This is a genomic window from Pseudohongiella sp., from assembly GCF_040877505.1.
Lineage (GTDB): Bacteria > Pseudomonadota > Gammaproteobacteria > Pseudomonadales > Pseudohongiellaceae > Pseudohongiella.
In genome coordinates this window covers 29,380-48,851 of sequence record NZ_JBBDNQ010000045.1, presented here as the reverse complement: position 1 = coordinate 48,851, position 19,472 = coordinate 29,380, and the positions used below count along the sequence as shown (strand labels likewise).

General features: G+C 56.6%; 16 protein-coding genes and 1 pseudogene. 7 read left to right on the top strand and 10 right to left on the bottom strand.

Annotated elements, in window-relative coordinates:
- Window positions 1-22: 22 nt before the first annotated feature.
- Window positions 23-973 (bottom strand): hypothetical protein, encoded by a 951-nt coding sequence (locus WD071_RS16185; protein ID WP_368049439.1) that lies wholly within the window; start codon window positions 971-973, stop codon window positions 23-25.
- On the bottom strand, window positions 973-1,323 hold the full coding sequence (locus WD071_RS16180) for a PadR family transcriptional regulator (RefSeq protein ID WP_368049438.1): 351 nt from the start codon (window positions 1,321-1,323) through the stop codon (window positions 973-975). Before WD071_RS16180 ends, WD071_RS16185 begins: the two co-directional genes overlap by 1 nt.
- Window positions 1,324-1,567: 244 nt before the next feature.
- Here WD071_RS16180 and WD071_RS16175 point away from each other — a divergent pair, with 244 nt between their 5' ends.
- The 4 genes from WD071_RS16175 to WD071_RS16160 are packed head-to-tail and all read left to right on the top strand — an operon-like array spanning window position 1,568 to window position 4,274.
- Window positions 1,568-1,867 carry a hypothetical protein gene (locus tag WD071_RS16175; protein WP_368049437.1) on the top strand — a complete coding sequence of 100 codons (300 nt, stop codon included), beginning with the start codon at window positions 1,568-1,570 and terminating at the stop codon, window positions 1,865-1,867.
- 5 nt (window positions 1,868-1,872) lie between these two features.
- Window positions 1,873-3,534 carry a PepSY-associated TM helix domain-containing protein gene (locus WD071_RS16170; protein ID WP_368049436.1) on the top strand — a complete coding sequence of 554 codons (1,662 nt, stop codon included), beginning with the start codon at window positions 1,873-1,875 and terminating at the stop codon, window positions 3,532-3,534.
- Entirely contained in the window at window positions 3,531-3,800 is a 270-nt protein-coding gene (locus tag WD071_RS16165; RefSeq protein ID WP_368049435.1) for a hypothetical protein, read from the top strand. Before WD071_RS16170 ends, WD071_RS16165 begins: the two co-directional genes overlap by 4 nt.
- 42 nt (window positions 3,801-3,842) lie before the next feature.
- On the top strand, window positions 3,843-4,274 hold the full coding sequence (locus tag WD071_RS16160; RefSeq protein WP_368049434.1) for a DUF4920 domain-containing protein: 432 nt from the start codon (window positions 3,843-3,845) through the stop codon (window positions 4,272-4,274).
- 84 nt (window positions 4,275-4,358) lie between these two features.
- Here WD071_RS16160 and WD071_RS16155 read toward each other — a convergent pair whose 3' ends face one another.
- Window positions 4,359-4,733, bottom strand: a complete 375-nt coding sequence (locus tag WD071_RS16155; RefSeq protein ID WP_368049433.1) for a hypothetical protein — start codon at window positions 4,731-4,733, stop codon at window positions 4,359-4,361.
- Between the two features lie 194 nt (window positions 4,734-4,927).
- Here WD071_RS16155 and WD071_RS16150 point away from each other — a divergent pair, with 194 nt between their 5' ends.
- Window positions 4,928-6,109 (top strand): hypothetical protein, encoded by a 1,182-nt coding sequence (locus WD071_RS16150; protein ID WP_368049432.1) that lies wholly within the window; start codon window positions 4,928-4,930, stop codon window positions 6,107-6,109.
- Window positions 6,087-6,578, top strand: coding sequence for a MarR family winged helix-turn-helix transcriptional regulator (locus WD071_RS16145; protein WP_368049431.1), 492 nt, complete (start codon window positions 6,087-6,089; stop codon window positions 6,576-6,578). Before WD071_RS16150 ends, WD071_RS16145 begins: the two co-directional genes overlap by 23 nt.
- A 65-nt stretch (window positions 6,579-6,643) precedes the next feature.
- On the opposite strand, the gene WD071_RS16140 is transcribed toward WD071_RS16145, so the two are convergent.
- The 7 genes and pseudogenes from WD071_RS16140 to WD071_RS16110 form a co-directional block, all read right to left on the bottom strand.
- On the bottom strand, window positions 6,644-7,945 hold the full coding sequence (locus tag WD071_RS16140) for a Fic family protein (protein ID WP_368049430.1): 1,302 nt from the start codon (window positions 7,943-7,945) through the stop codon (window positions 6,644-6,646).
- Between the two features lie 264 nt (window positions 7,946-8,209).
- Window positions 8,210-10,003, bottom strand: a complete 1,794-nt coding sequence (locus WD071_RS16135) for a DUF3488 and DUF4129 domain-containing transglutaminase family protein (RefSeq protein WP_368049429.1) — start codon at window positions 10,001-10,003, stop codon at window positions 8,210-8,212.
- A gap of 2 nt (window positions 10,004-10,005) precedes the next feature.
- Window positions 10,006-11,055 carry a DUF58 domain-containing protein gene (locus tag WD071_RS16130; protein WP_368049428.1) on the bottom strand — a complete coding sequence of 350 codons (1,050 nt, stop codon included), beginning with the start codon at window positions 11,053-11,055 and terminating at the stop codon, window positions 10,006-10,008.
- Between the two features lie 119 nt (window positions 11,056-11,174).
- Window positions 11,175-12,026, bottom strand: a pseudogene (locus WD071_RS16125) (AAA family ATPase); the annotation flags it as partial.
- Window positions 12,027-12,127: 101 nt separating this feature from the next.
- Window positions 12,128-15,103: a TonB-dependent receptor gene (locus tag WD071_RS16120; protein WP_368049427.1), complete on the bottom strand. Its 2,976-nt coding sequence runs from the start codon at window positions 15,101-15,103 to the stop codon at window positions 12,128-12,130.
- Between the two features lie 181 nt (window positions 15,104-15,284).
- Complete coding sequence (locus WD071_RS16115; protein WP_368049426.1) at window positions 15,285-15,884, bottom strand: TIGR02466 family protein; 600 nt, start codon at window positions 15,882-15,884, stop codon at window positions 15,285-15,287.
- Window positions 15,885-15,975: 91 nt separating this feature from the next.
- Window positions 15,976-17,049 carry a helix-turn-helix domain-containing protein gene (locus WD071_RS16110; protein WP_368049425.1) on the bottom strand — a complete coding sequence of 358 codons (1,074 nt, stop codon included), beginning with the start codon at window positions 17,047-17,049 and terminating at the stop codon, window positions 15,976-15,978.
- A 295-nt stretch (window positions 17,050-17,344) separates the two neighbouring features.
- Here WD071_RS16110 and WD071_RS16105 point away from each other — a divergent pair, with 295 nt between their 5' ends.
- A complete protein-coding gene (locus WD071_RS16105) occupies window positions 17,345-19,333 on the top strand; it encodes a redoxin domain-containing protein (RefSeq protein WP_368049424.1) in 1,989 nt (662 codons plus the stop codon).
- Window positions 19,334-19,472 lie beyond the last annotated feature (139 nt).

The window sequence follows — 19,472 nt, the reverse complement described above, 5'->3', positions numbered from 1 at the left end:
TCTCCTGTCGGTGACTATACGCTTACCTTTGATAGCTTCGAATTCTGCGCACATCCCGCCCGACTTCCCACAACGGAAATAAGGCAATGATTACCAGCGTGATCACAGCGCTGCGCTCAAGTTGCGCCAGGTCGAATACATTCTGCCACTGCGCGGCATCGGCATGGATCAGCGGTCCGCTGGCGGCCAGTGTCAGCGTGACGACGACCAGGGCCAGATTCAATGCAATATTGCCCATCAGCATCTGTCGGCTCCAGAAACGCTGGCGCAGTTGCCACAGGCTGGCAGCAATGCCCAGCACGGCCAGCGGGCTGACCCACTTGAGAAACTGATGTGCCTGGTCACTGACCATAAAACGCAGGGTATCCAGCTGATCTGCGGGCATCCATACCGGATACCAGATGACCACCAGCAAAAACATATACGTTGCCAGATCGGTAAATATGTCCTGAAAGGAAATATGTTGCCAACCCGGCCCTGCATCAGGTAACTGGTCTGGCTGCCAATCCGTATCGCAGCCTGGACCGGTTTCAACAGGCTGGCGCGACATCAACCAGAAGCCGGCGGTAATGCTGGCAAAACCGAAAATGGCATCGTCAAGAAAACCACCGGCCAGATTCAACAGATACCGCACCAGTCCCATATCAGCACTGGACAGCCAGGCCATGGTTGTCTGCAGTACCTGCAGCAAAAACAGAATGCCCAGCACCATAAACAGCGTGTACTGATACAGCGGCATATATGACAGCCGAATCAAGGGCTGCGGCGGGACAAACTGCTGCGCCACCGAACGTGGCCGGCCCATCTGCTTCAGCACGACCGCGATATCTGACTCACTCAATTCACCCTGCTGCTCAGCCAGCGCATCCAGCTGATCCATGATATTGGCTTTGAGTTCGCGACCAATTTCTTCCCGTTTGTTGTCGGGCAATTCACGCTGCACGGCAGCGACATAACGTGTGACCAGATTCATCAGCAATCCTCCTTTTCTGCGCCGCCGAGGATACTGCCCAGCGCGCCGTTCAATTGTTGCCACTCTTCACTCAACTGCCCAAGCAACTCTGCCCCCAGCTCTGACAGCTGGTAATAACGCCGCTCACGACCCTCACCCTGCCGCCATTCGCTGTCCAGCAGCTCCTGCTCAGCCAGCCGACGAATCAGCGGGTATAACGTGCCTTCGTCAATCTCTATGCCACGGGCCTGCAACTGCCTGCGCAAAGAGTAGCCATAATGCGGCTGTTTCAGGGAGGCCAGTACCGCCAGCACCAGCACACCACGCCGAAGTTCCAGTCGCATCTTGTCCAGTTGGGCTGCTGTCATCATTTAGATCCTTTGTTATACGACTACTGCGATATTACTGTGTAGCGCATACTGTGTGACACACAGCAATATACTAGGCGGCACACAGTAAGAATGCAAGGTTTTTCTCAGATTCGGTGCACTTGCTCAATTCGCCGCTTGCAACAGCATCGAAGTGATACTAATATTCAAATAACAACGATTCTTATTCTCGTTACACTCAAGAGCCACAATCAGGCTCCAGGTGTTCCGTCACAGGCCGGAAGTCATGACCTCAAAGCGTTCCACTGCCAGACCGCCTCTATTTACGGCTCCGTTTTCCCGAACCATCGCCTGCACTCTGGGCGTGCTGATTACCTCGGTGATTGTGGGCGCCGGCGCCACGCTCTATCTGCCCATCAATGAAATCGACCGCATTGGCATGCCTGCTGTGCTTTTCCCGTTGATATGGCTGGGCCTGCTTTTTTTCGCAACGATGACCCGCAACATCCGGACCGTCTGGTTGTGGCTGACGGGCCTATGCACCCTACATACCGTGCTTATCTATTGGCACCTGACAGGAGCCTGACAGCTATGCAACGGGACACGACGCGCAAATATTACGCACTGTACAGCTGGGTTGGTGCTGTCACCGCCATTTTGCTGTTCATCATCGCCTTCACCGGCGCTATGTCGGTATTTGGCCGAGGTGAGTTACAGGTCTGGTCGAACGAGTCCATTCGGGGCCTGGACAACATAGATCTTCCGGCCATAGAGCTGTTGCTGAAAGAACACGCGGCGCAAGTGGACCCTGCTTACCATGATCACGTTCAGGTTATTTTTCCCGGACCCCATGCCGGCAATACGCTTGCCATGATTTTCGAGAAAGAAGTCGAAGCGCCTCAGGGTGGGCATATTCATGAAGCCATCTGGCTGGGTTTTGATCCTGAGACCCTGGAGCTGATAGAGCGCCACGAAGGTGAAATAAATGAACTGTTTCTGAATCGACCTTCTAATATGTCAGATTTTCTGATCACCTTTCACGGCGATCTGCATCTTGGCTCACCGCTTGGCCTGATACTGACTGGACTGTTGGGGCTGACACTGTTCGCGTCGGTGATTACCGGCGTAGTGATTCACCCAAAAATTCTCAAAGAACTATTCAGCTTGCGCCCGTGGCGCAGCCTGCGTTTGCTGTTCACGGACACCCATAAGGTGCTTGGTGTCTGGGGGTTGTTGTTCCACGGCACCATCGGTTTTACCGGCGCCTATCTGGGGCTGACAGCTGCCGTGTTGATTCCGGCAGGCGCTTTTGTCAGTTTCGGCGGTGACCAGGAAAAACTGATCGCGACATTTCTGCCGGAAATTGAACCGGTCATGACCGGCGCGCCAGCAGAGATGCACCTGACCCGTCCTCTGCTTGACCTGCAGGCGGAACATGACTCGGTCATCGTGGGCAGTGCCATCTATCATGGCTGGGGTGATGAAGGCGCCGTGGTGGCATTCAGCGCGCTGGGCGGATCCAGCCTCAGCGGCGAAACACATGAATACAGTGCGGCAACGGGTGAACCCATTCAGCACTACTCCGGTTTTGGCCGCCTGCAGGGCGTCACCAAATATCTGCTGGATGCCATGGTGCCTTTGCACTACGGTAACTTCGGTGGCTTCTGGGTCAAGCTTACCTGGTTTGTACTGGGCCTTGGCACGGCACTGGTTTCCGTCAGTGGCATGATGATCTGGCTGGAGCGGCGAGCCTACAGCAGCGAGGGCAGCCTGTCCGCAGCGCAATACCACTGGATCGGCAAATTTACGGCGGGTTGCTGCACCGGCGTGGTCGTGGCTACCCTGAGCCTTTTCCACGCCCAGCTTTTATTGTCGGTACCCGCAGCACAAATGGGTCAGGCGCTGGGCACGGTATTTTTTGGCACCTGGGCGCTGGCAACTTGCTGGGCCCTGCTCCGGCCCAACGCCTACCTGGGCACACGCGAACTTTTATTTATCGGCGGGCTGATCGCGATGACCGTGGCGCCCGTTAACGGGCTCATGACAGGAGACTGGTTCATCAGCACCTTGCGTCAGGGACACTGGATCACTGCCGGCGTGGACCTGGCATTACTGGCCAGTGGCATTTTGATGATACTCGCCGCGCGCGCCATTCCCGGGCAAAGACCGCTGCGCGAACGCAGCTCCCGTGCCGAACAAGTTGTGCGCAATGAAGCGCTCAATTCTGACTACACGGAGGGCGCTACTCCATGAGCACCCTGCCGTTTCTGATCACGCTGGCATTGTGTGTTGCCGCGCTGTTTTTCCTGCGGCAATGGCACAGGCATCGACGTCATGCCGGGGTCGCGCTGCGCCCGGCATTATTTTCAGGTATTCTGCTGACAGGTGGTCTGTGGGTGGCGGGCATCGACATGGGGTGGCAGCGGGCACCATTCATGTGGCTGGGCATACTGAGCATGGTCGCCCTGTTCTACGTGATTCTGGTCAACCTGCGCCAGACATCAGAACCCGGCGCTTGAAGATACGTTTAATAAACAGTTGTATTTTTAGTGGAGTCGAACATGAACAAACTGCTAAGCATGACAATGCTGTTATTTTTTTCGATCGTCGCACAGGCAGAGCAATACGGTGCCGCAATCAGTGACGGCCAGGCCATCTCAGTGCCGGAGGCGATTGCGTCTGCCGACGCTGGCATTCAGGAAACCCTGCTACTTGAGGCCGACGTCACATCGGTCTGTCAGGCCAAGGGCTGCTGGCTGGGATTCTCCAGCGAAGCGGGTGATGTGCGTGTCACCTTCAAAGACTACGGTTTTTTTGTGCCTTTTTCTATCCGTGGCAAAACAGTACGCGTCGAAGGCACCCTGGAAAAAACTGAGCTCAGCCTGGAAGACAGCAAACATCTGATTGAGGATGCCGGCGGCGACCCGGCAACCGTAACTGAACCCATCGTGGAATACCAGTTTGTTGCATCAGGCGTTGACGTGCTGTCCTGACGTAAATGGGGTAAACGACAGTGAATGGCATATCGAAAACCTTGTCACAAAAAACGCCCCCGACAGACCAGTCGCCCGCAGACACTATCGCGGATCAGTGGCGTGAATGACAACCCTCGGTGCCGGTGCCACACCCATTTTGTAAACGTTCCACGGACGATCGGTCGGTGGCAGCTCATCGTCTCCGGGAGCTTCGTAAGCCAGGTGTCCGTCCAGCCGGCAGATGCGCCAGCATTTAAAACCAATGGAGTAAGAAATGGCCGGGCTTCTGGCCGCCTTGCCATCCGCCCTGTCCCACGCCATCTTTCCATTCCAGTAGCCCGTACTGGACATCACATTCGCCTCCGACTTGGCAGGCGGTGCCTCTGAGGGTACATACAGGCCATCGACCTCGGGCAACCCTGAGCCGGTTACTTCAATAAAAAGGGTGTTGGATGGTTGTGTAACAGTATCTGTCATGCTGTGGTCCTTGTACGTTCGGGCAGGGAGCTGAAACCCTCTGCATTTCTCAGATGGCCGTCAGATCGGCAACTTCGGTTCGTGATTATACCTGAACCCGCTTAATCTATCATTTAATACGATATCGTACTTGTTTAGTTCGATATCGTACTATATGCTGATTTGCCGTTTTGTTATTATTTGAGGCAGATTTCATGAAAACACATCAAGCTGGAATGACCCGAAGAGGATTTATTGCCGTGCTCGGCGGCGGCATCATTGTCGCCGCTGGCGGTGGCGCCACCGGATTCGCCCTGACCCGCACACCGCACGCTGCCCTGGCGCCATGGACAGAGGCCGGACAAACCAACGAGCCTCGCCGGTTCGCCCTGTCGTATGCGATTCTTGCGCCCAATCCACACAACCTGCAGCCCTGGCTGGTGGACCTTGCCGAACCAGATGTGGTCACCTTGCTGGCCGACCCGACGCGCCGCCTGCCGGAGACAGACCCGTTTGACCGCCAGCTGACCATCGGCCTGGGCTGCTTTCTGGAACTGATGCGCATCGCAGCTTCGCAGCTAGGTTATGAGTTGGATATGACCCTGTTTCCGGAAGGCAGTGATGCGCAACTGCTGGGCTCACACCCTGTCGCCAGAGTCGTTTTCCGACAAGTTGCCAACTCAACTGGCAACCAGCCGCTGGCCGCCGATCCGCTGTTTGACAGCATTCTGCGGCGCAGCTCAACCAAGGAACCGTTCGACATGCAACGGCCCGTTGCGACCAATGCCATTGATGCTCTCAACCCGGCAATCGAGGGAGTCCGTTTTGCGGGCAGTATCGACCCCGACCAAGTCACGGAATTGCGCGAATTGATCTGGCAAGCCTTCAAAGTAGAATATGAAACGCCTGCCACACTGCAGGAAAGTATTGACCTGATGCGTCTTGGCAAGGCCTCAATCAATGCCTCACCGGACGGTATTGACGTCGGGGGCATGCCGCTGGAGGGACTGCAGCGCCTGGGTCTGCTGACCAAAACAGCGCTGGCCACACCCGGCTCATTCGCCTGGCAGACCGGTCTGGACATGTACCAGACCATGTTCGCGGCGACACCGGCCTTTGTCTGGCTGTGTACACCCGGTAATAGCCGCGAACAACAGATTGCCACGGGTCGGGCCTGGCTGCGGCTGAACCTGATGACAACACAGACAGGCCTGGCCCTGCACCCGGTCAGCCAGTGTCTGCAGGAATATCCAGAGATGTCGACTCACTTCAGTCATGCGCATGAAATGCTATCGCAGCCCGGCGAAACCGTGCAGATGCTGGGGCGATTGGGTTATGCTGCACCGGTTGCACGCACACCTCGCTGGAGACTGGATGAAAAAATCCGACGCACCTGAAACCGCCAACGGCAATGAAGGCAATGACAGCCAATTGATGTTCGATGTGCTGAACGAGATTGGCATCATCGCCCAGCTCAGCCGCTCATTGCTGGAATCCAGACTGGGTGACGGACTGACACAACATCATTTTGGCGCTCTCAATCATCTTGTCAGGCTCGGTGATGGCCGCACGCCGCTGCAAATGGCGCGATCCTTTCAGGTGCCCAAAACCAGCATGTCACACACGCTGGCGGGGCTGGAAAAACGCGGCTTGATCGAGATGGTCGCGAACCCGCAGGACGGACGTGGCAAACTGATCTACCTGACTGACGCCGGGCGTACGCTGCGCGATCATGCCGTGGCAAACATCACGCCCGATGTCATGACGCTGATTCCCCAGTTCGGACTTGACGATGCCCGGGCGGCCTTGCCCATTCTTAGAAAGTTGCGCGTCCTGCTTGATGAGGCGCGCGACAGACGAAATTAAATGCGGCATTCCCACCAAGAGCCCTGATCTTTTCGCACATGAATGCGCACATGGATGGAAGTCAGTTATTTAGCCATCTTGCCAAGCCGTTTTCGCAAATCATCGGGTGCGTAAAATACAAAAGCGTTTCCCTGACGGGTTACCTCCAGTAAGTTCAATTCTGCCAGTGTCAGCAGATCACTACGTGCAGTTTGATAAGCAACTGCGTGCGAGCGCTGATGGGCATCCACTCGATAGCCTTCACCGGTGTTTCGCAGAGCATGATTCAGCAGTGCAACCTGCCGGTGGTTAAAGCGTCCTCTCAGGGCGGCCGAGCGCGACAGTAGCTGTTGAGTCTCTCTCTGCTCCGTGACCTTCCTGTCTACGTAGGCATGTAGTGCAGCAATTGCCTGCCGGATGGTCTGCAGTTGGTGCAGCAGAAAGTAGGTTGTATCGTTTTTGTCGGTTTCCGTGTGCAAATAGGCGCGCATGTACTTGACCGGCGCTTTGCGCAAAATGTGGCTGATAGAAGTGTACTCCATCAACCAATAACCACTGCGCGCCATGGACCAGTAAAACAGCGCCCTCGCGGTACGGCCATTGCCGTCCGCAAAGGGATGGTCATAACCGATCATGAAGTGCAGCAGGACGGCACGAATGACCGGGTGGATAAAGGGTTGCGATTGCTCATCAGCATTGGCAAAGTCGCACAAACGCTGCATGCGCTCCGGTAGCTCAGTATGGCTGGGAGGCACATGCAAGGCAGTATTGTCGCGTACATCGACCACCTGAACACTGTCATTGCGACGATAACAACCCACATCGGCAGCATCCTCCAGCGTGTCTTCCGACAACATACGATGCAATGCCAGCACATGGTCGGGTGTCAGCGGCTCGTCCCGGAGCGAACGAAGATGTTCCATCGCCTGGTAATTGTTAAAAATCATTCGTTCGCTGATATCTCTGGGCCTGCGCCCACTGCGCAACATCGCAGCCGCTACCTTGCGCGTGGTGGCCGCACCTTCCAACTGACTGGAGGTGATAGCTTCCTCAATCAGCGAACTGATCAGAAAACGATGAGAATCGGTCTTTAAGGTGTCTCCTTCCCCTCGAATCTGGCCTGCCGCGTCCCGATCAATGTGGTGCAGGTCGATGGTCACCGGAGCGGGCGTCGCAAACATGAACGGCTCCCCCTGCTTGTCCTTCAAGGGCAGTGTTTGCACCAACGCTCCCCTTGAAAGCGTAACGGCTGCCCACCATTCCGCGTGCGTCAGCCCCTCTGGCGTGGGCCTGCGCCGCAGCTCATCCCAATGCAGGTATTTGCCACCGGGTAATGGTGTCATGTGAGGCAGTAGCTGAGACATCCGGTCGGGTGTCAGTGCTTTCATGCTCTCACTGAGAGAAGGAGATGTTTGAGGAAGTCGCATTTTCTACTAATTTAGCAATGGATTAGTAGAAAATAGTATAGATGCAGAGCGTTTATAATGTCTACTAATTTTCTATTAAATTAGTACAAAAATGAAACCAGTCACTTTGCAGCGCCACCACAGCCAATCAGCGTTGCGAAACCATCTAGTTCTTTGACGGATGTAATTCTGTAGACATCCGTATCTTTGCTGCACGACCGGGTTTTCCAAAAACAACGATCCTGTTCATTTATTGATGAATCCTTTATAGCCATCATCACCAGCCGCATGCCCATACTCTGCCGCCGTCAAAACCGCCGCCAAACGCTGCCAGTTCACATCACTATCCGGCTGCGCCTGACCCACTCGCCCCAAATGCGCAGCAATCGTCTCCCCCGGCTCCCGCCCTAGACTTTGCTTGCGCAACTTCGCATCCAGCCGCAAATATTCTCGCATCGCCGGCGACAATTTTTGTCTGCCCCGCCGCCCGCTCCACATTGCTCGCACACCCACGGCGACCAACAGCAAAGCCAGCAGCCACACCGGCAGATTACCCAGGCCCTGACCGTCAAGCCAGTCGCTGAGGTCTTCAGTCCGCAGATTGCCCTGATCGTCATACATGCTCAGGTTCCAGCCGTATTGCAGTGCGTCCAGGGTGTTACGGACGCTTTGGTAGCCGGGGATGGCGGCCAGTTGCAGGCGCAGCCGGGTGTTGCGGTCAACGCCGGGGTCGCGGGAAGTGTCAAGGGACGACAGCCAGGCATCCATACCCAGCTGAATACGTTCGGGCGCGATGTAACGGGTAGGGTCAAGTTGCTGCCAGCCGCTGCCGGGGAACCAGGCTTCAACCCAGGCGTGGGCATTGTACTGATAGACACTCCAGTGGCCGGTGATGGGATTGTAGTTGCCGCCCTGATAGCCCGCGACGATACGCGCAGGAATACCGGCGGTGCGCAGCACAAAGGTCAGCGCGCTGGCGTAGTGTTCACAGTAACCCTGGCGGGTACTAAACAGAAAATCGTCCACGCTTTGTTCACTGTTCTGTCCGGGCGTCAGCGTATAGTAGAAATTCTGCTCGGTAAATTGACGCAGCACGGCATCGGTTAATGACCGGTCGTTTGTGTACTGTGACCTCAACGCTTGCACCCATTGCCGGGTCTGTGGATTACTGTTGGTGGGTAATGCCAGATTGCGTTGACGGGTGTCTGCGTCCAGTGTCAATTCGGGTTGCGGGGGGATGGAGGTGACCGGGTAGCGGACACGCTGGCGGATCATGTCGGATGTCACCAGCACACCGCGGGCATCGCGGTAAGTCTGCGGGCGCATGACGTAGGCCTGATGCAGACCATACAACCAGAACTGGCGGGCAGGCTCCAGGGTCACCAGATAACGCAGTTGCTCATTGGCCGGCACCCCGTCAGGCACCGGGTCCAGGTCGAACTCCAGACGATTGCTGCGTGACCAGCTGCGACCGTCAAACGCTTCCAGTACCAGACCACGCCAGTACAGATCCTGCGGCTGCAAGCGTTCAGCGCGGTCGCCTTCCGTGAAACTGACGCGCATGGCCAGATTGTTGTCATTGGCCAGTTCGCTGACCGCGCCGGGTGTCATGGTTTCACTGACGCCAGTGGTGGCACGGTCGGGTGAACTGCGCTCGGACCAGCGGGCACCAGCGGCCAGCATTAACAACAAGATCACCAGCAAAATCGGTATGGCCAGGACAATCTGCCGCAAGGCGCCGGCCACCTGGGTCAGGCTGTTGGCTACAGGATTACTGTGCAGGCGCATCAACACCAACACACTCAGCACAAAATAGTACCCGCCAGTAGCCCAGCTATCGGCAAAACTCATACTGGCGAACAGCAGTACAAACGCAAACAGCTGCCAGCGCAGAATCAGGCAGATCAGACAGGGTAATATCAGCCACCAGGGCTGGGTCTGCAGCGGCGGCAGAATCAGGACAATCGCGGCCATCAATGTGGCGGGTATCACCAGATCCGGGTTGGCGCCAGAGTGGGTGCTGCGACTTGCCGTCGGCATGTTCATGTCCATAACGCCAACGCCCGCAGCAAAGTGTGCTTGTGGGCATCGCCCTGCCCCGGCTTGAAGGTTGTGTCACGGCTTTCACCACCGGCCAATTGCAAACCCACACGCAGGCCATGGCGGCTGAGTTGCAGCACCTGAAAACACAGGCAGGACAGCACTGCCTCTGGTTCGCGTCCGGGGAACTGATCAAACGACAGCAGAATCTCGGGCTCGGCTTCGCGGGCAAACTGTTTGGTTTTGATGCCCTGCCCGCGCGCCAGCGAATGCCAGGCAATGTGACGTTGGCGGTCTCCAGCCTGGTAGTTACGCAGGCCGACAAAGTCGTCGACACCACTGTTCCGACCGGCAAGCTGTTGACCAACGGCATTGGCAGACGTTCGCAACGCAGCGGCAGGCAACGCGCAGATTTGCGGCTGCGGATACACCAGCGCACGCATGGCCAGATCCGGGCGGCTCCAGGCCTGCCATAGACCGGCCGGGTAGCGTGTGCGCAGTATCAGCCGTGGCGCTGACATCAGGCCACGCTGCACGGCGGCAGATGTCAACGCGACCGTGGTTACAGCGCCAGGTAGCACAGACACCGGCTGCAGGGCATCAGCCGCAAGACCCAGCCACAGATCCTGATGCCTGCGGTGTTTACCGGCAGCTTGGATTGTCAGCGTAAATGTCGCCGAGTCACCGACAAAACAGCGTTGCGCCGGACTGACCGGATCAACGTGCGCCGCCTGCAGACGCAGACCACTCAGATTGCGGTAGCACAGCACCAGACTGAGCAGAAACAGGCTCAACAACAGGGAAGACAAAAACAGCGACACCGGATTGCGTTCAGCAATGGCAATGATCATCACCACAATCGCGCCCAACGCAAACAGCGCGCCTTGAAAGGTGGGCAGAATGAAGATGGTTTTCTGACCCAGTTGCAGACTGGTGGCCGGGGGCACACGCCGGTCCAGCCATCGGGCCTGGCGTTTTGCCAGCGCCTGCGAGAACAACTGTTGCCAGCGCTGCCTCAGACCGGCAGCACGTTGACGGATGCCAGTATCCATTGCGCCAGGGTCCTGTGCTCCGGGGTGGGTGTGCCGGTCGCGGTGCCGGTCTCTCTGTCGGCCTTTCTGTCCGCCTTTCTGTCGGTCAGGGCAGCCAGATTGGTCTGCTCATCCGAGCTCAAACGATGATCAGCCACCGCCGGAAACACCGCCTGCACATCATCAGGTGTCACGTAGTCACGCCCGGCCATCAGCGCATAACAGCGCGCCGCCCGCACAATGGCCAGACCGCCACGCGGCGACAGGCCCAGCTGAATGCGTTGGTTTTGACGCGAAAACTCAATCAGTCGCTGAATATAGTCCAGCACCGCATCGCTGCAATGTATCTGGGTCAGTTGCTGCCGCCACTGCTGCAGATCAGCCGCTGACAGGCAGGGTGCAACAGGCATGGGTTTCAGGCGCTGATCAGGCCGGGCCAGCAACTGGCGCTCGGCATCGCGATCGGGATATCCCAGCGACAGACACATCAAAAAGCGGTCAGTCTGTGACTCGGGCAACGGATAAGTACCGGCCAATTCAGAAGGGTTCTGGGTGGCAATGACAAAAAACGGCTCCGGCAAGGGCCGGGTCTCGCCATCCATTGACACCTGCCCTTCTTCCATGGCTTCCAGCAAGGCGCTCTGGGTGCGCGGCGTGGCACGATTGATCTCGTCGGCCATCAGCACTTGGCAGAATACCGGGCCTTCATGAAAGTGGAATTTTGCAGTGGATGGATCGAACACCGATCCGCCCAGTATATCGGCTGGCAACAGGTCACTGGTGAACTGGATGCGCCGGAACGACAGTCCCATCACCCCGGCCAGCGCGTGCGCCAGCGTGGTTTTGCCCATACCTGGCAGATCTTCCAGGAGAAGATGGCCGCCGCTGAGCAGGCAGCACAGTGCCAGGCGGATTTGTTGATCCTTGCCCAGCACGGCACTTTGTATCTGTTCCAGAGCGTGTTGAATGCTGCGTTGAGCTGTGTTCTGCATCGGCTGTTTTACTCCATGACTAGCGGGAGTGTAGCGCGAATCAGAACATCAGGGCCATGCTCAGTTACCGGTGCCATCCCTGGCACCGGTTCCGGTTGACGTCAGAAGTCGTAGACCATACGGGCATAGATTGAACGCCCCATCGGGTCCTGCAATTCACCCAGCACACCAGCCAGTTGTGGCGTACGCTGTGCTTCACGGTCAAACACGTTGCGTGACCCGACACTCATCGCCAGTTCACCATCGAACAATTGCAGTCCACGATAGGTGTAGGCGATATCCATGTCGGTCCAGGCCTTGATGCCGGTTTCGACAATATTACCGGGACGATAGGTGCCGCCGAAGAAGTCTATGTGGCCGAATGTCGGACCATCGTAGATCATATCGTCGACGTAGTGAACCGTCGATACGATGGAGTGGTCGCCCCTCGACCATCCCATAGTCAGATTGACTTTCCACTCCGGCAGCGCCGGTGCGGCGCCAGTTCCGTCGTTCTGGATTCCGGCCCCGTCCGAGACAGGATCGCTGGCGCGGGCCTGGAACAGGAACTCATCGATGTACGTTGCCTGCAGGCCAATGCGGAAGTCACCCCAGTCATTGAAGCCGAACCGGTAGTTCGACTGGATATCGTAGGCTGTCACCTTGACAGTTTCCGCGTTGACACTGCCGGTGTTGTTTATCTGCAGAATCGCCTGGATATTGTTCGGATCGCGAACGATGGACGCATTGGCCAGACCGCTGTTAACCCAGTCCGTCAGCTGCGCAGCAGTAGGCCTGTTGCCTGGCGTTCCGTCGCCTGCAAAACCGGACCAGTCCTTGAAGTCCTGGAAGTCTTCGTTCACGATTTGCTGACCGGTAGTGCCGACAATACGATTCTGGAAATCGGTCTCGTTCCAGGTGAGACTGAAATCGAATTGATCGAAGTCCAGGTCAATGCCCAGTTGCCTTGATTCTGACGACTCGTTTTCCAGGGTCGGGTTACCGCCGCCACAGGCAACCGTGAAGCCCGAGTGAGGGCCGAACAGGTCGGTGACTTCATTCAGAGCGCAGGTGACCGGATCCAGCAGTTGCTCCAGGGATGGTGCGATGAACGCCTCTCCCATCGTGCCGCGCAGAGTCAGCCAGTCGGTGGCCGCCCAGGTCACGCCGACTTTGGGGTCGGTGGACTTCTGCCCGGTGCTGAAATCCTCATGCCGCACTGCGGCTTCAATCTCGACGGAGGGCAGAACGGGGATAGCCAGTTCCATAAAGTACGCATCCACCTCACGGCTACCGCTGGTAACCCCTTCGGTGGCGGCGGTACCGATAAAGGTATCGCCACGGATCTCCTGCAGGGAGGGTGTGTTGCGATAGCTGTTGGCGCGGTTCTGGAAACCCACGGCGGCGCCGATTATGCCGCCAGGCAGTTCAAAGCCACCGGGAAGAGGCACTTCACCGTTGAGCACGATGTCGACGGTAGACAGCGTGTCCCGCGTGTACTCGTAGCTTCGACCTGCAACCGCATTCATCACGTCCTTGGTGTTATTGGTTGACTCGTCCACCACAATGAAGGGGTTGTAGCAGGCCTCGCGGTCGTTGGCCACGTCGCAGTTCAGGCCTTGTACCATGGCTGAAAAAGAGTAGTTCTGGTTCGACATGAACTTCAGTTCCGCCTCGCTGTAGGAGTAGGCCGCCATACCTTCCCAGCCCTCGATAAACGGCACGGCAAAGTCAGCCTGGAACGAGTAACGACTGACCCGGTCGGTCCAGCTACCCAGGTTGTCCATATCCGAGGTGTGTCCATCAGAGGGCGTATGGGTTTTGTTGATCGGACGCAGGCTGCGTGCCTGGACATCCTCGTACAAAGGAACCAGCCCGGGGCCGGCAGCCGTGCCAGCGACGATGGCGTCCATCCAACCGTCGTTGTTAAGATCCTGCGTACCGCGATCGGGCACACCGTCGCCATTGGCATCGACGCCGAACAACGGCTGATTATTGGCATTGACCGCGCGGAAGGGGTTACCGGGAATTTCGCCGCGTACAGTCGGAAGCTCAGGGACGCGGGAGTCCCCGGGGTTGGATGTGGATGTATAGGTAAGCGAGTGGTACCGGGTGCGATAGGCCTGCAGAGACAGTGTCAGGTCGTCGTCTACGTCCCAGGTGATGTTGCTGAAGTACTGTGTGATGTCCTGGGGCTCGCGGAAGCTTCGGGTATCACCGAAGTCGAAGTAGCAGTTGCTGCCCAAACGCGCCCCGGTGGGGTTATTGTTTGCACCTGCCACGTAATCGGTACGCTGTGAGGCAGGTGCACAGTTCGGGTCGACGGCGGAAGAGCGGCTGCCGGTATATTGCCCGCTGGCGTCACGCTCGGGAACGAACCAGTTACCGGGTGCATTGCTGGAGAGCACCAGGCCGGAATTGGTCAGCTTGTTGCGCTCGTCCCAGGCAAGGCGGCTGTTGGTACGGAACTGGCCCGCCAGGACAACATCAAGGGGGCCAATTTGCTCACCCCACAATGCCTGCACGGAATGTTCTTCGTAGTCTCCCCGAGAATCCTGCTCCGAGAAGACATCGAGCTTTAAACCGTCATAGGACTTATACGGGATAAAGTTGACCACGCCGGCCACTGCTTCGTTGCCGTAGAGTGCGGCGGCGCCGTCAGCCACGATGTCCAGGCGCTGAATGGCGATGGTGGGGATCATGTTATTGAGGTTCTCATCCACCACCCGCTTGCCGTCAAGCAACGTCAGCGTCGAGCTTGCACCCAGACCTCGCAGGTCAACGGAGTTGCTGAGGGAGCTTGTCCCCTGGATGGTATTGGTGGTCGAGGAAGCCGCGCCATTAACGAAGCTGAGGTTTTGAATCACCTCACCCATGTTCAGTGTGCCTGTGTCTATCAAATCTTCAGCGGTGACCTGGGTTACCGAGGATGCCTGGCTGAAACCTTCACTGCGTCGGATAAAGGTACCGGTCACAACGACTTCTTCGATTTCCTGATCCTGCGTATTCTGGGCTTGTGTATGACTTGCCAGAGGGACTAATGCGAGGGTGATTGCGGTGCACAGCAAGCTGCGCTTGTGGGGAATGCGGTTCTTCATAGCTCGTTCCTTTTTATTGGAATTATTGAGATACGAGGAGCAAAGCAAATACTTGGCTAACTTCGGATGCCTCGCCCCAAACTAGTGGCGGAGTAATGCCGACTCTCCATTAAGTAACACAATGTTACAAACTGGACTCTAGCAGCGCATATATATAATTGGAAGTGTTTTATATCATCAGTTATGTGAATGATCCGGCCAGCACATTAAAACTGATGCTGACCCGGTCACTGTCGCTGTGGTTGATTTCGACACCATGTTCCAGCCAGCCGGGGAACACATACAGCCGCCCCTCCTCAGGTCGCATGCGCACCTCGCTGGTGGTGAAATCAGTCGCCTGATCAACGGGATAGGTCAGCATTCTGGAGGCCACGCGCGGATCCCGAAAGTAGATGCTGCCACAGTCAGGCGCCTGCAGGCTGACGTAATAGACGCCACTGAAATGGCAGTTGGCATGGTAGTGAACACTATTGAATGCGCCCGGCGGGCTGATATTGACCCAGGCCTGATGCCTGTAACGGGTGCCCGGCTTGAACCCCTGGGACTCCCCGATACGCTGACACACCTGCAGAATCCTGCGATTTATATCCTCAAATTCAGGCAGGTTCTGCAGAATGTTGGGACTTTGCCAACCATTGACGTTGGAATTTGCGACGCCGTCCGGATCTTGCTCACGCAACTGATACGCAAGTTCCAGCATCTGCGCGTTGAAGCCTTCGCGATCATCAAACAGGGTGGTCCATACCAGACTGGGGAATAGGGTTTGTGGGACTATCTGCACGGAATCTCCTCCTTGCTTCCGGCCCGGGTGCTCTGCGACCTGCCCGGCAGTTTATCCAAATCAGCGGCGACACGCCAATACCGCTTTGACTTCAACTTCCCTGTTGCCTTCGGTATTCCGACGGTGTTCTGCCCGTTCGCTCTTTAAACGCCCGATTGAATGCTGACAGCGACGAATAGCCCACATCCATGGCAATGCGGGAGACAGGGAATCTTGTGCTGTGGATCAGCTGACATGCTTCCTTGATCCGATAGTTATTGAGAAACTGGTTAAAATTCTTGTAACGCATTGACTTGTTGATCAATTGCCTGGCTTTGTACTCCAACACGCCAACGTGTTTAGCAAGATCAGCTATGGTCAGTCCGGCTTCACGGTATAGATGTTCGTCCTGCATGGCTCGCTCAATTGCCTGCACCAGATTTACATCCAGGGTATCAGTAGTATGGTTGCCCGGCTCGGCTGCCAGTTCAGTTGTCTCGTACGCCAGGACGCGGTTCAATGCGCCGCTCGACGACTGAACCAACCCCAGGTTAAAAATCAGCGCAACCAGAAAAAGACACAATGATGCCAGGATGACATACGGAGCACCGCCGCCAGCAAGCCCATCCTGAAGGACATCATTGAGAATGTCGCAGGTCACAATAAAAATAACCACCACACCCAGACCGGTAATGAAAGCCAGGCGGAACGTTCTGCGCTCCTCAAGCAGGTCAGAGTCATAACCGCGTATCGCCATATAAATGGCGTGCAGTGGAAAACCCAGCAGAATCAGCTGCGGCACAAAATAGACGGTGAACGAGACAGTTGTGTTCGAACCGTTCATGGCATTTCCGACAAAGCCTGCTGCGCTGACAATATCCAGCGTATAGCACAGTGCTATTGCCAGCCAGGCCAGCGTCTGTTTTTCCCGTTCATCAATAAACAACTTTGATGCGATGAGCCAGAGTAAAAATGGCGCCAGTGTGGCCATGACGTCCAGAACAATATCTGTCAGCGAGCCGTCCTCAAGACCCATGGATTCATTCAGCAGATACGCAATGGTACACACCGAAAAGGCGGCTACCAGTTTGCCCATGGATTGCCGGTAGTGAATCAGAAAATGCACCGCCAGAAACACGAACTGTGAAATGGCCATCGCAGAAATAATGATCGTCGCTGTGTTCATGAAAGCGGACTCGAGCCAAATGGACGGGTAGCTGACAGCTCAATGCCAAGCGCAACCAATTTTGAACGATGGCGGTGATGGTTGAAACACAAATTTGCCGAAAAACCTGAACAATTCCGGAGAACTCGGATACAGTCAGCGTAACAACCTGAAATAAAACAAAATAGTGCGAAAACTGAGCATTTCTGAAATCTGCAAAATAGTGTGTGCCAGTTCGATATAAGGCAGCGCCGCCCTGCCACCCTCCGCTACCATGACTCACGAAAGCATTCACAACATTGTCTGGAGAAACGCAATGATATCAACCAATCCCAACCGCTGGCTGCGCGGCATACTTTTCTGTGTGATATCGATCTGGCTGGCGGTGAGCACCGCCCATGCAGATGAACGCGTCACCAATTTCACCTTGATAGACCAGCATGGCGAGGCGATGGAGCTGCACTATCATGGCGATGCCTCCGCCGTGGTGCTGCTGGCACACCGCAACAATTCCCCGCTGGTGGCGGAATCAGCGCGAGCCCTGGCGGCACTGAAAGACGATTTCAGCGACGTGCGAATTTTCCTGATCAACGCCGTCACCGAGGAAGGCCGTGATGCCGTGCGCGCTGACATGCAGGCGCTGGGACTTGACCTGCCCGTCCTCGACGACCGCGCGCAACTGGTAACCCGGGCTCTGGGGCTGACCCATGCCGGCCAGGCACTGGTTGTCGATACCAAACGCTGGCAGGTGCTGTATCGCGGGCCGGTCACCGGCCAGCCCGGCGACAGCACCAACCCGGTCGCTGATGTGCTGACCCAATTCGCGGCAGGCGAAACCAACACAGTGGCATCACTGGACATGCCGGCAACGTACAACAGCGAAAAACTCGACCTGCCTGACGCCGCCGCGCGCGAAGCCTACAAAAACATCTCGTACAGCAACACCGTGGCGCCGATATTGATGCAGAAATGTGTCGACTGTCACCGCCCCGGCGGCATCGGACCCTGGGCCATGACCGGCCATGCCATGGTGCAGGGCTTCTCACCCATGATTCGTGAAACCATCCTTACCAAACGCATGCCGCCCTGGCACGCCGATCCTGAGACTGGCAGTTTCGCACACGACATCAGCCTGTCGATTGACGAGCAGCAGACAATAGTGAACTGGATAGATGCCGGTGCCCCGCGCGGCGACGGCCCCGACCCATTGCATGAGGTTACCGCCATCGAAAGCGCCTGGGCCCTGGGGGAGCCCGACCTGATCATCGACCTGCCGAATTTTATGGTGCCAGCAACCGGCGTGCTGGACTACGAGAATTTTGCCGTGCCCAACCCTCTGAAGGAATCCAAATGGGTGCGCGCCGTGCAGATTATTCCGGGTGACCGTCAGGCCGTTCACCATGTGATCGCCACGGTCGGACCATACTCTCCCGACAACAACGCGGACGACGGCGATGCGCTGACTGACCCGCAACTGATGACGTTTGTGCCCGGCAATGAAGTTTACGAATACCCACAGGGCACCGGTCTTTATGTACCGGCTGACAGTTCCGTCTATGCACAAATGCACTACACGACCTATGGCCGTGAATCAGCCGATGCCACGCGTATCGGTCTGTATTTTGCCGATGAGGCGCCTGAGCATGTGCTGCAGCATTACGCCATTATTAATCCACAGTTACAAATACCGGCTGGTGCCCGCGAACATGAGGAAACGGCGTATTATCAGCTCCAGCGCGACGCGGTGGTCTACGCCCTGTTCCCGCACGCACACTATCGCGGTAAGGCCTCCCGCTTCAGTTTCCGTTATCCGGACGGCAGCGAAGAGCTGGTGCTAAATTCACCCAACTACGATTTTAACTGGCAGCGCTACTTTAAGTTCGAGGAACCCAAAAACGTGCCAGCTGGCACCATGATCATCCATCGTACAGTCTATGATAATTCGGCAAACAATCTCAGCAACCCGGACCCTGAGCGGGATGTGAGCTGGGGTGAACAAACCTCTGAAGAAATGTTGTACGGCGGCATTTCCTATCGCTACACTGAACGCAAAGAGTCAGACTTTAAGTCCGACCCCGACGTGGATCCCGAAGCTCACTTCATGACAAGTCTGGCACTTGGCTTTATGGACACCAATCTCGATGGCAAAGTGTCGCTGAGCGAAATGCCTGAGGGCATGCGTCCACAATTGGCGGAGACCTTCACCATGCTGGACTACGACAATTCCGGTGGCCTGGAGTACGACCAGTTGTCTGTTCTGATGACACAGACGCCGGTTGGGGAGGCCTTGCTGGACGCGCTCTGACCCGTCCGCGTTCTTTTCATCGCGCTCCGGCCAGGCTATGGCGCCCCCGGAGCGACGATACGGCCGTCATGCTATCGGCATCAGGTCCATTCACGGTATCATTGCCTTAAACAACTTCACCGCGACCATGCGCCAGCCG

Excerpts from the sequence above, each read along its gene's own strand:
- WD071_RS16120 (WP_368049427.1), bottom strand. The coding sequence starts at position 15,103 with ATGAAGAACCGCATTCCCCACAAGCGCAGCTTGCTGTGCACCGCAATC.
- WD071_RS16180 (WP_368049438.1), bottom strand. The coding sequence starts at position 1,323 with ATGATGACAGCAGCCCAACTGGACAAGATGCGACTGGAACTTCGGCGT.
- WD071_RS16130 (WP_368049428.1), bottom strand. The coding sequence starts at position 11,055 with ATGGATACTGGCATCCGTCAACGTGCTGCCGGTCTGAGGCAGCGCTGG.
- WD071_RS16160 (WP_368049434.1), top strand. The coding sequence starts at position 3,843 with ATGAACAAACTGCTAAGCATGACAATGCTGTTATTTTTTTCGATCGTC.
- WD071_RS16175 (WP_368049437.1), top strand. The coding sequence starts at position 1,568 with ATGACCTCAAAGCGTTCCACTGCCAGACCGCCTCTATTTACGGCTCCG.
- WD071_RS16165 (WP_368049435.1), top strand. The coding sequence starts at position 3,531 with ATGAGCACCCTGCCGTTTCTGATCACGCTGGCATTGTGTGTTGCCGCG.
- WD071_RS16185 (WP_368049439.1), bottom strand. The coding sequence starts at position 973 with ATGAATCTGGTCACACGTTATGTCGCTGCCGTGCAGCGTGAATTGCCC.
- WD071_RS16105 (WP_368049424.1), top strand. The coding sequence starts at position 17,345 with ATGATATCAACCAATCCCAACCGCTGGCTGCGCGGCATACTTTTCTGT.
- WD071_RS16155 (WP_368049433.1), bottom strand. The coding sequence starts at position 4,733 with ATGACAGATACTGTTACACAACCATCCAACACCCTTTTTATTGAAGTA.
- WD071_RS16110 (WP_368049425.1), bottom strand. The coding sequence starts at position 17,049 with ATGAACACAGCGACGATCATTATTTCTGCGATGGCCATTTCACAGTTC.
- WD071_RS16145 (WP_368049431.1), top strand. The coding sequence starts at position 6,087 with ATGAAAAAATCCGACGCACCTGAAACCGCCAACGGCAATGAAGGCAAT.
- WD071_RS16150 (WP_368049432.1), top strand. The coding sequence starts at position 4,928 with ATGAAAACACATCAAGCTGGAATGACCCGAAGAGGATTTATTGCCGTG.
- WD071_RS16135 (WP_368049429.1), bottom strand. The coding sequence starts at position 10,003 with ATGCCGACGGCAAGTCGCAGCACCCACTCTGGCGCCAACCCGGATCTG.
- WD071_RS16140 (WP_368049430.1), bottom strand. The coding sequence starts at position 7,945 with ATGAAAGCACTGACACCCGACCGGATGTCTCAGCTACTGCCTCACATG.
- WD071_RS16170 (WP_368049436.1), top strand. The coding sequence starts at position 1,873 with ATGCAACGGGACACGACGCGCAAATATTACGCACTGTACAGCTGGGTT.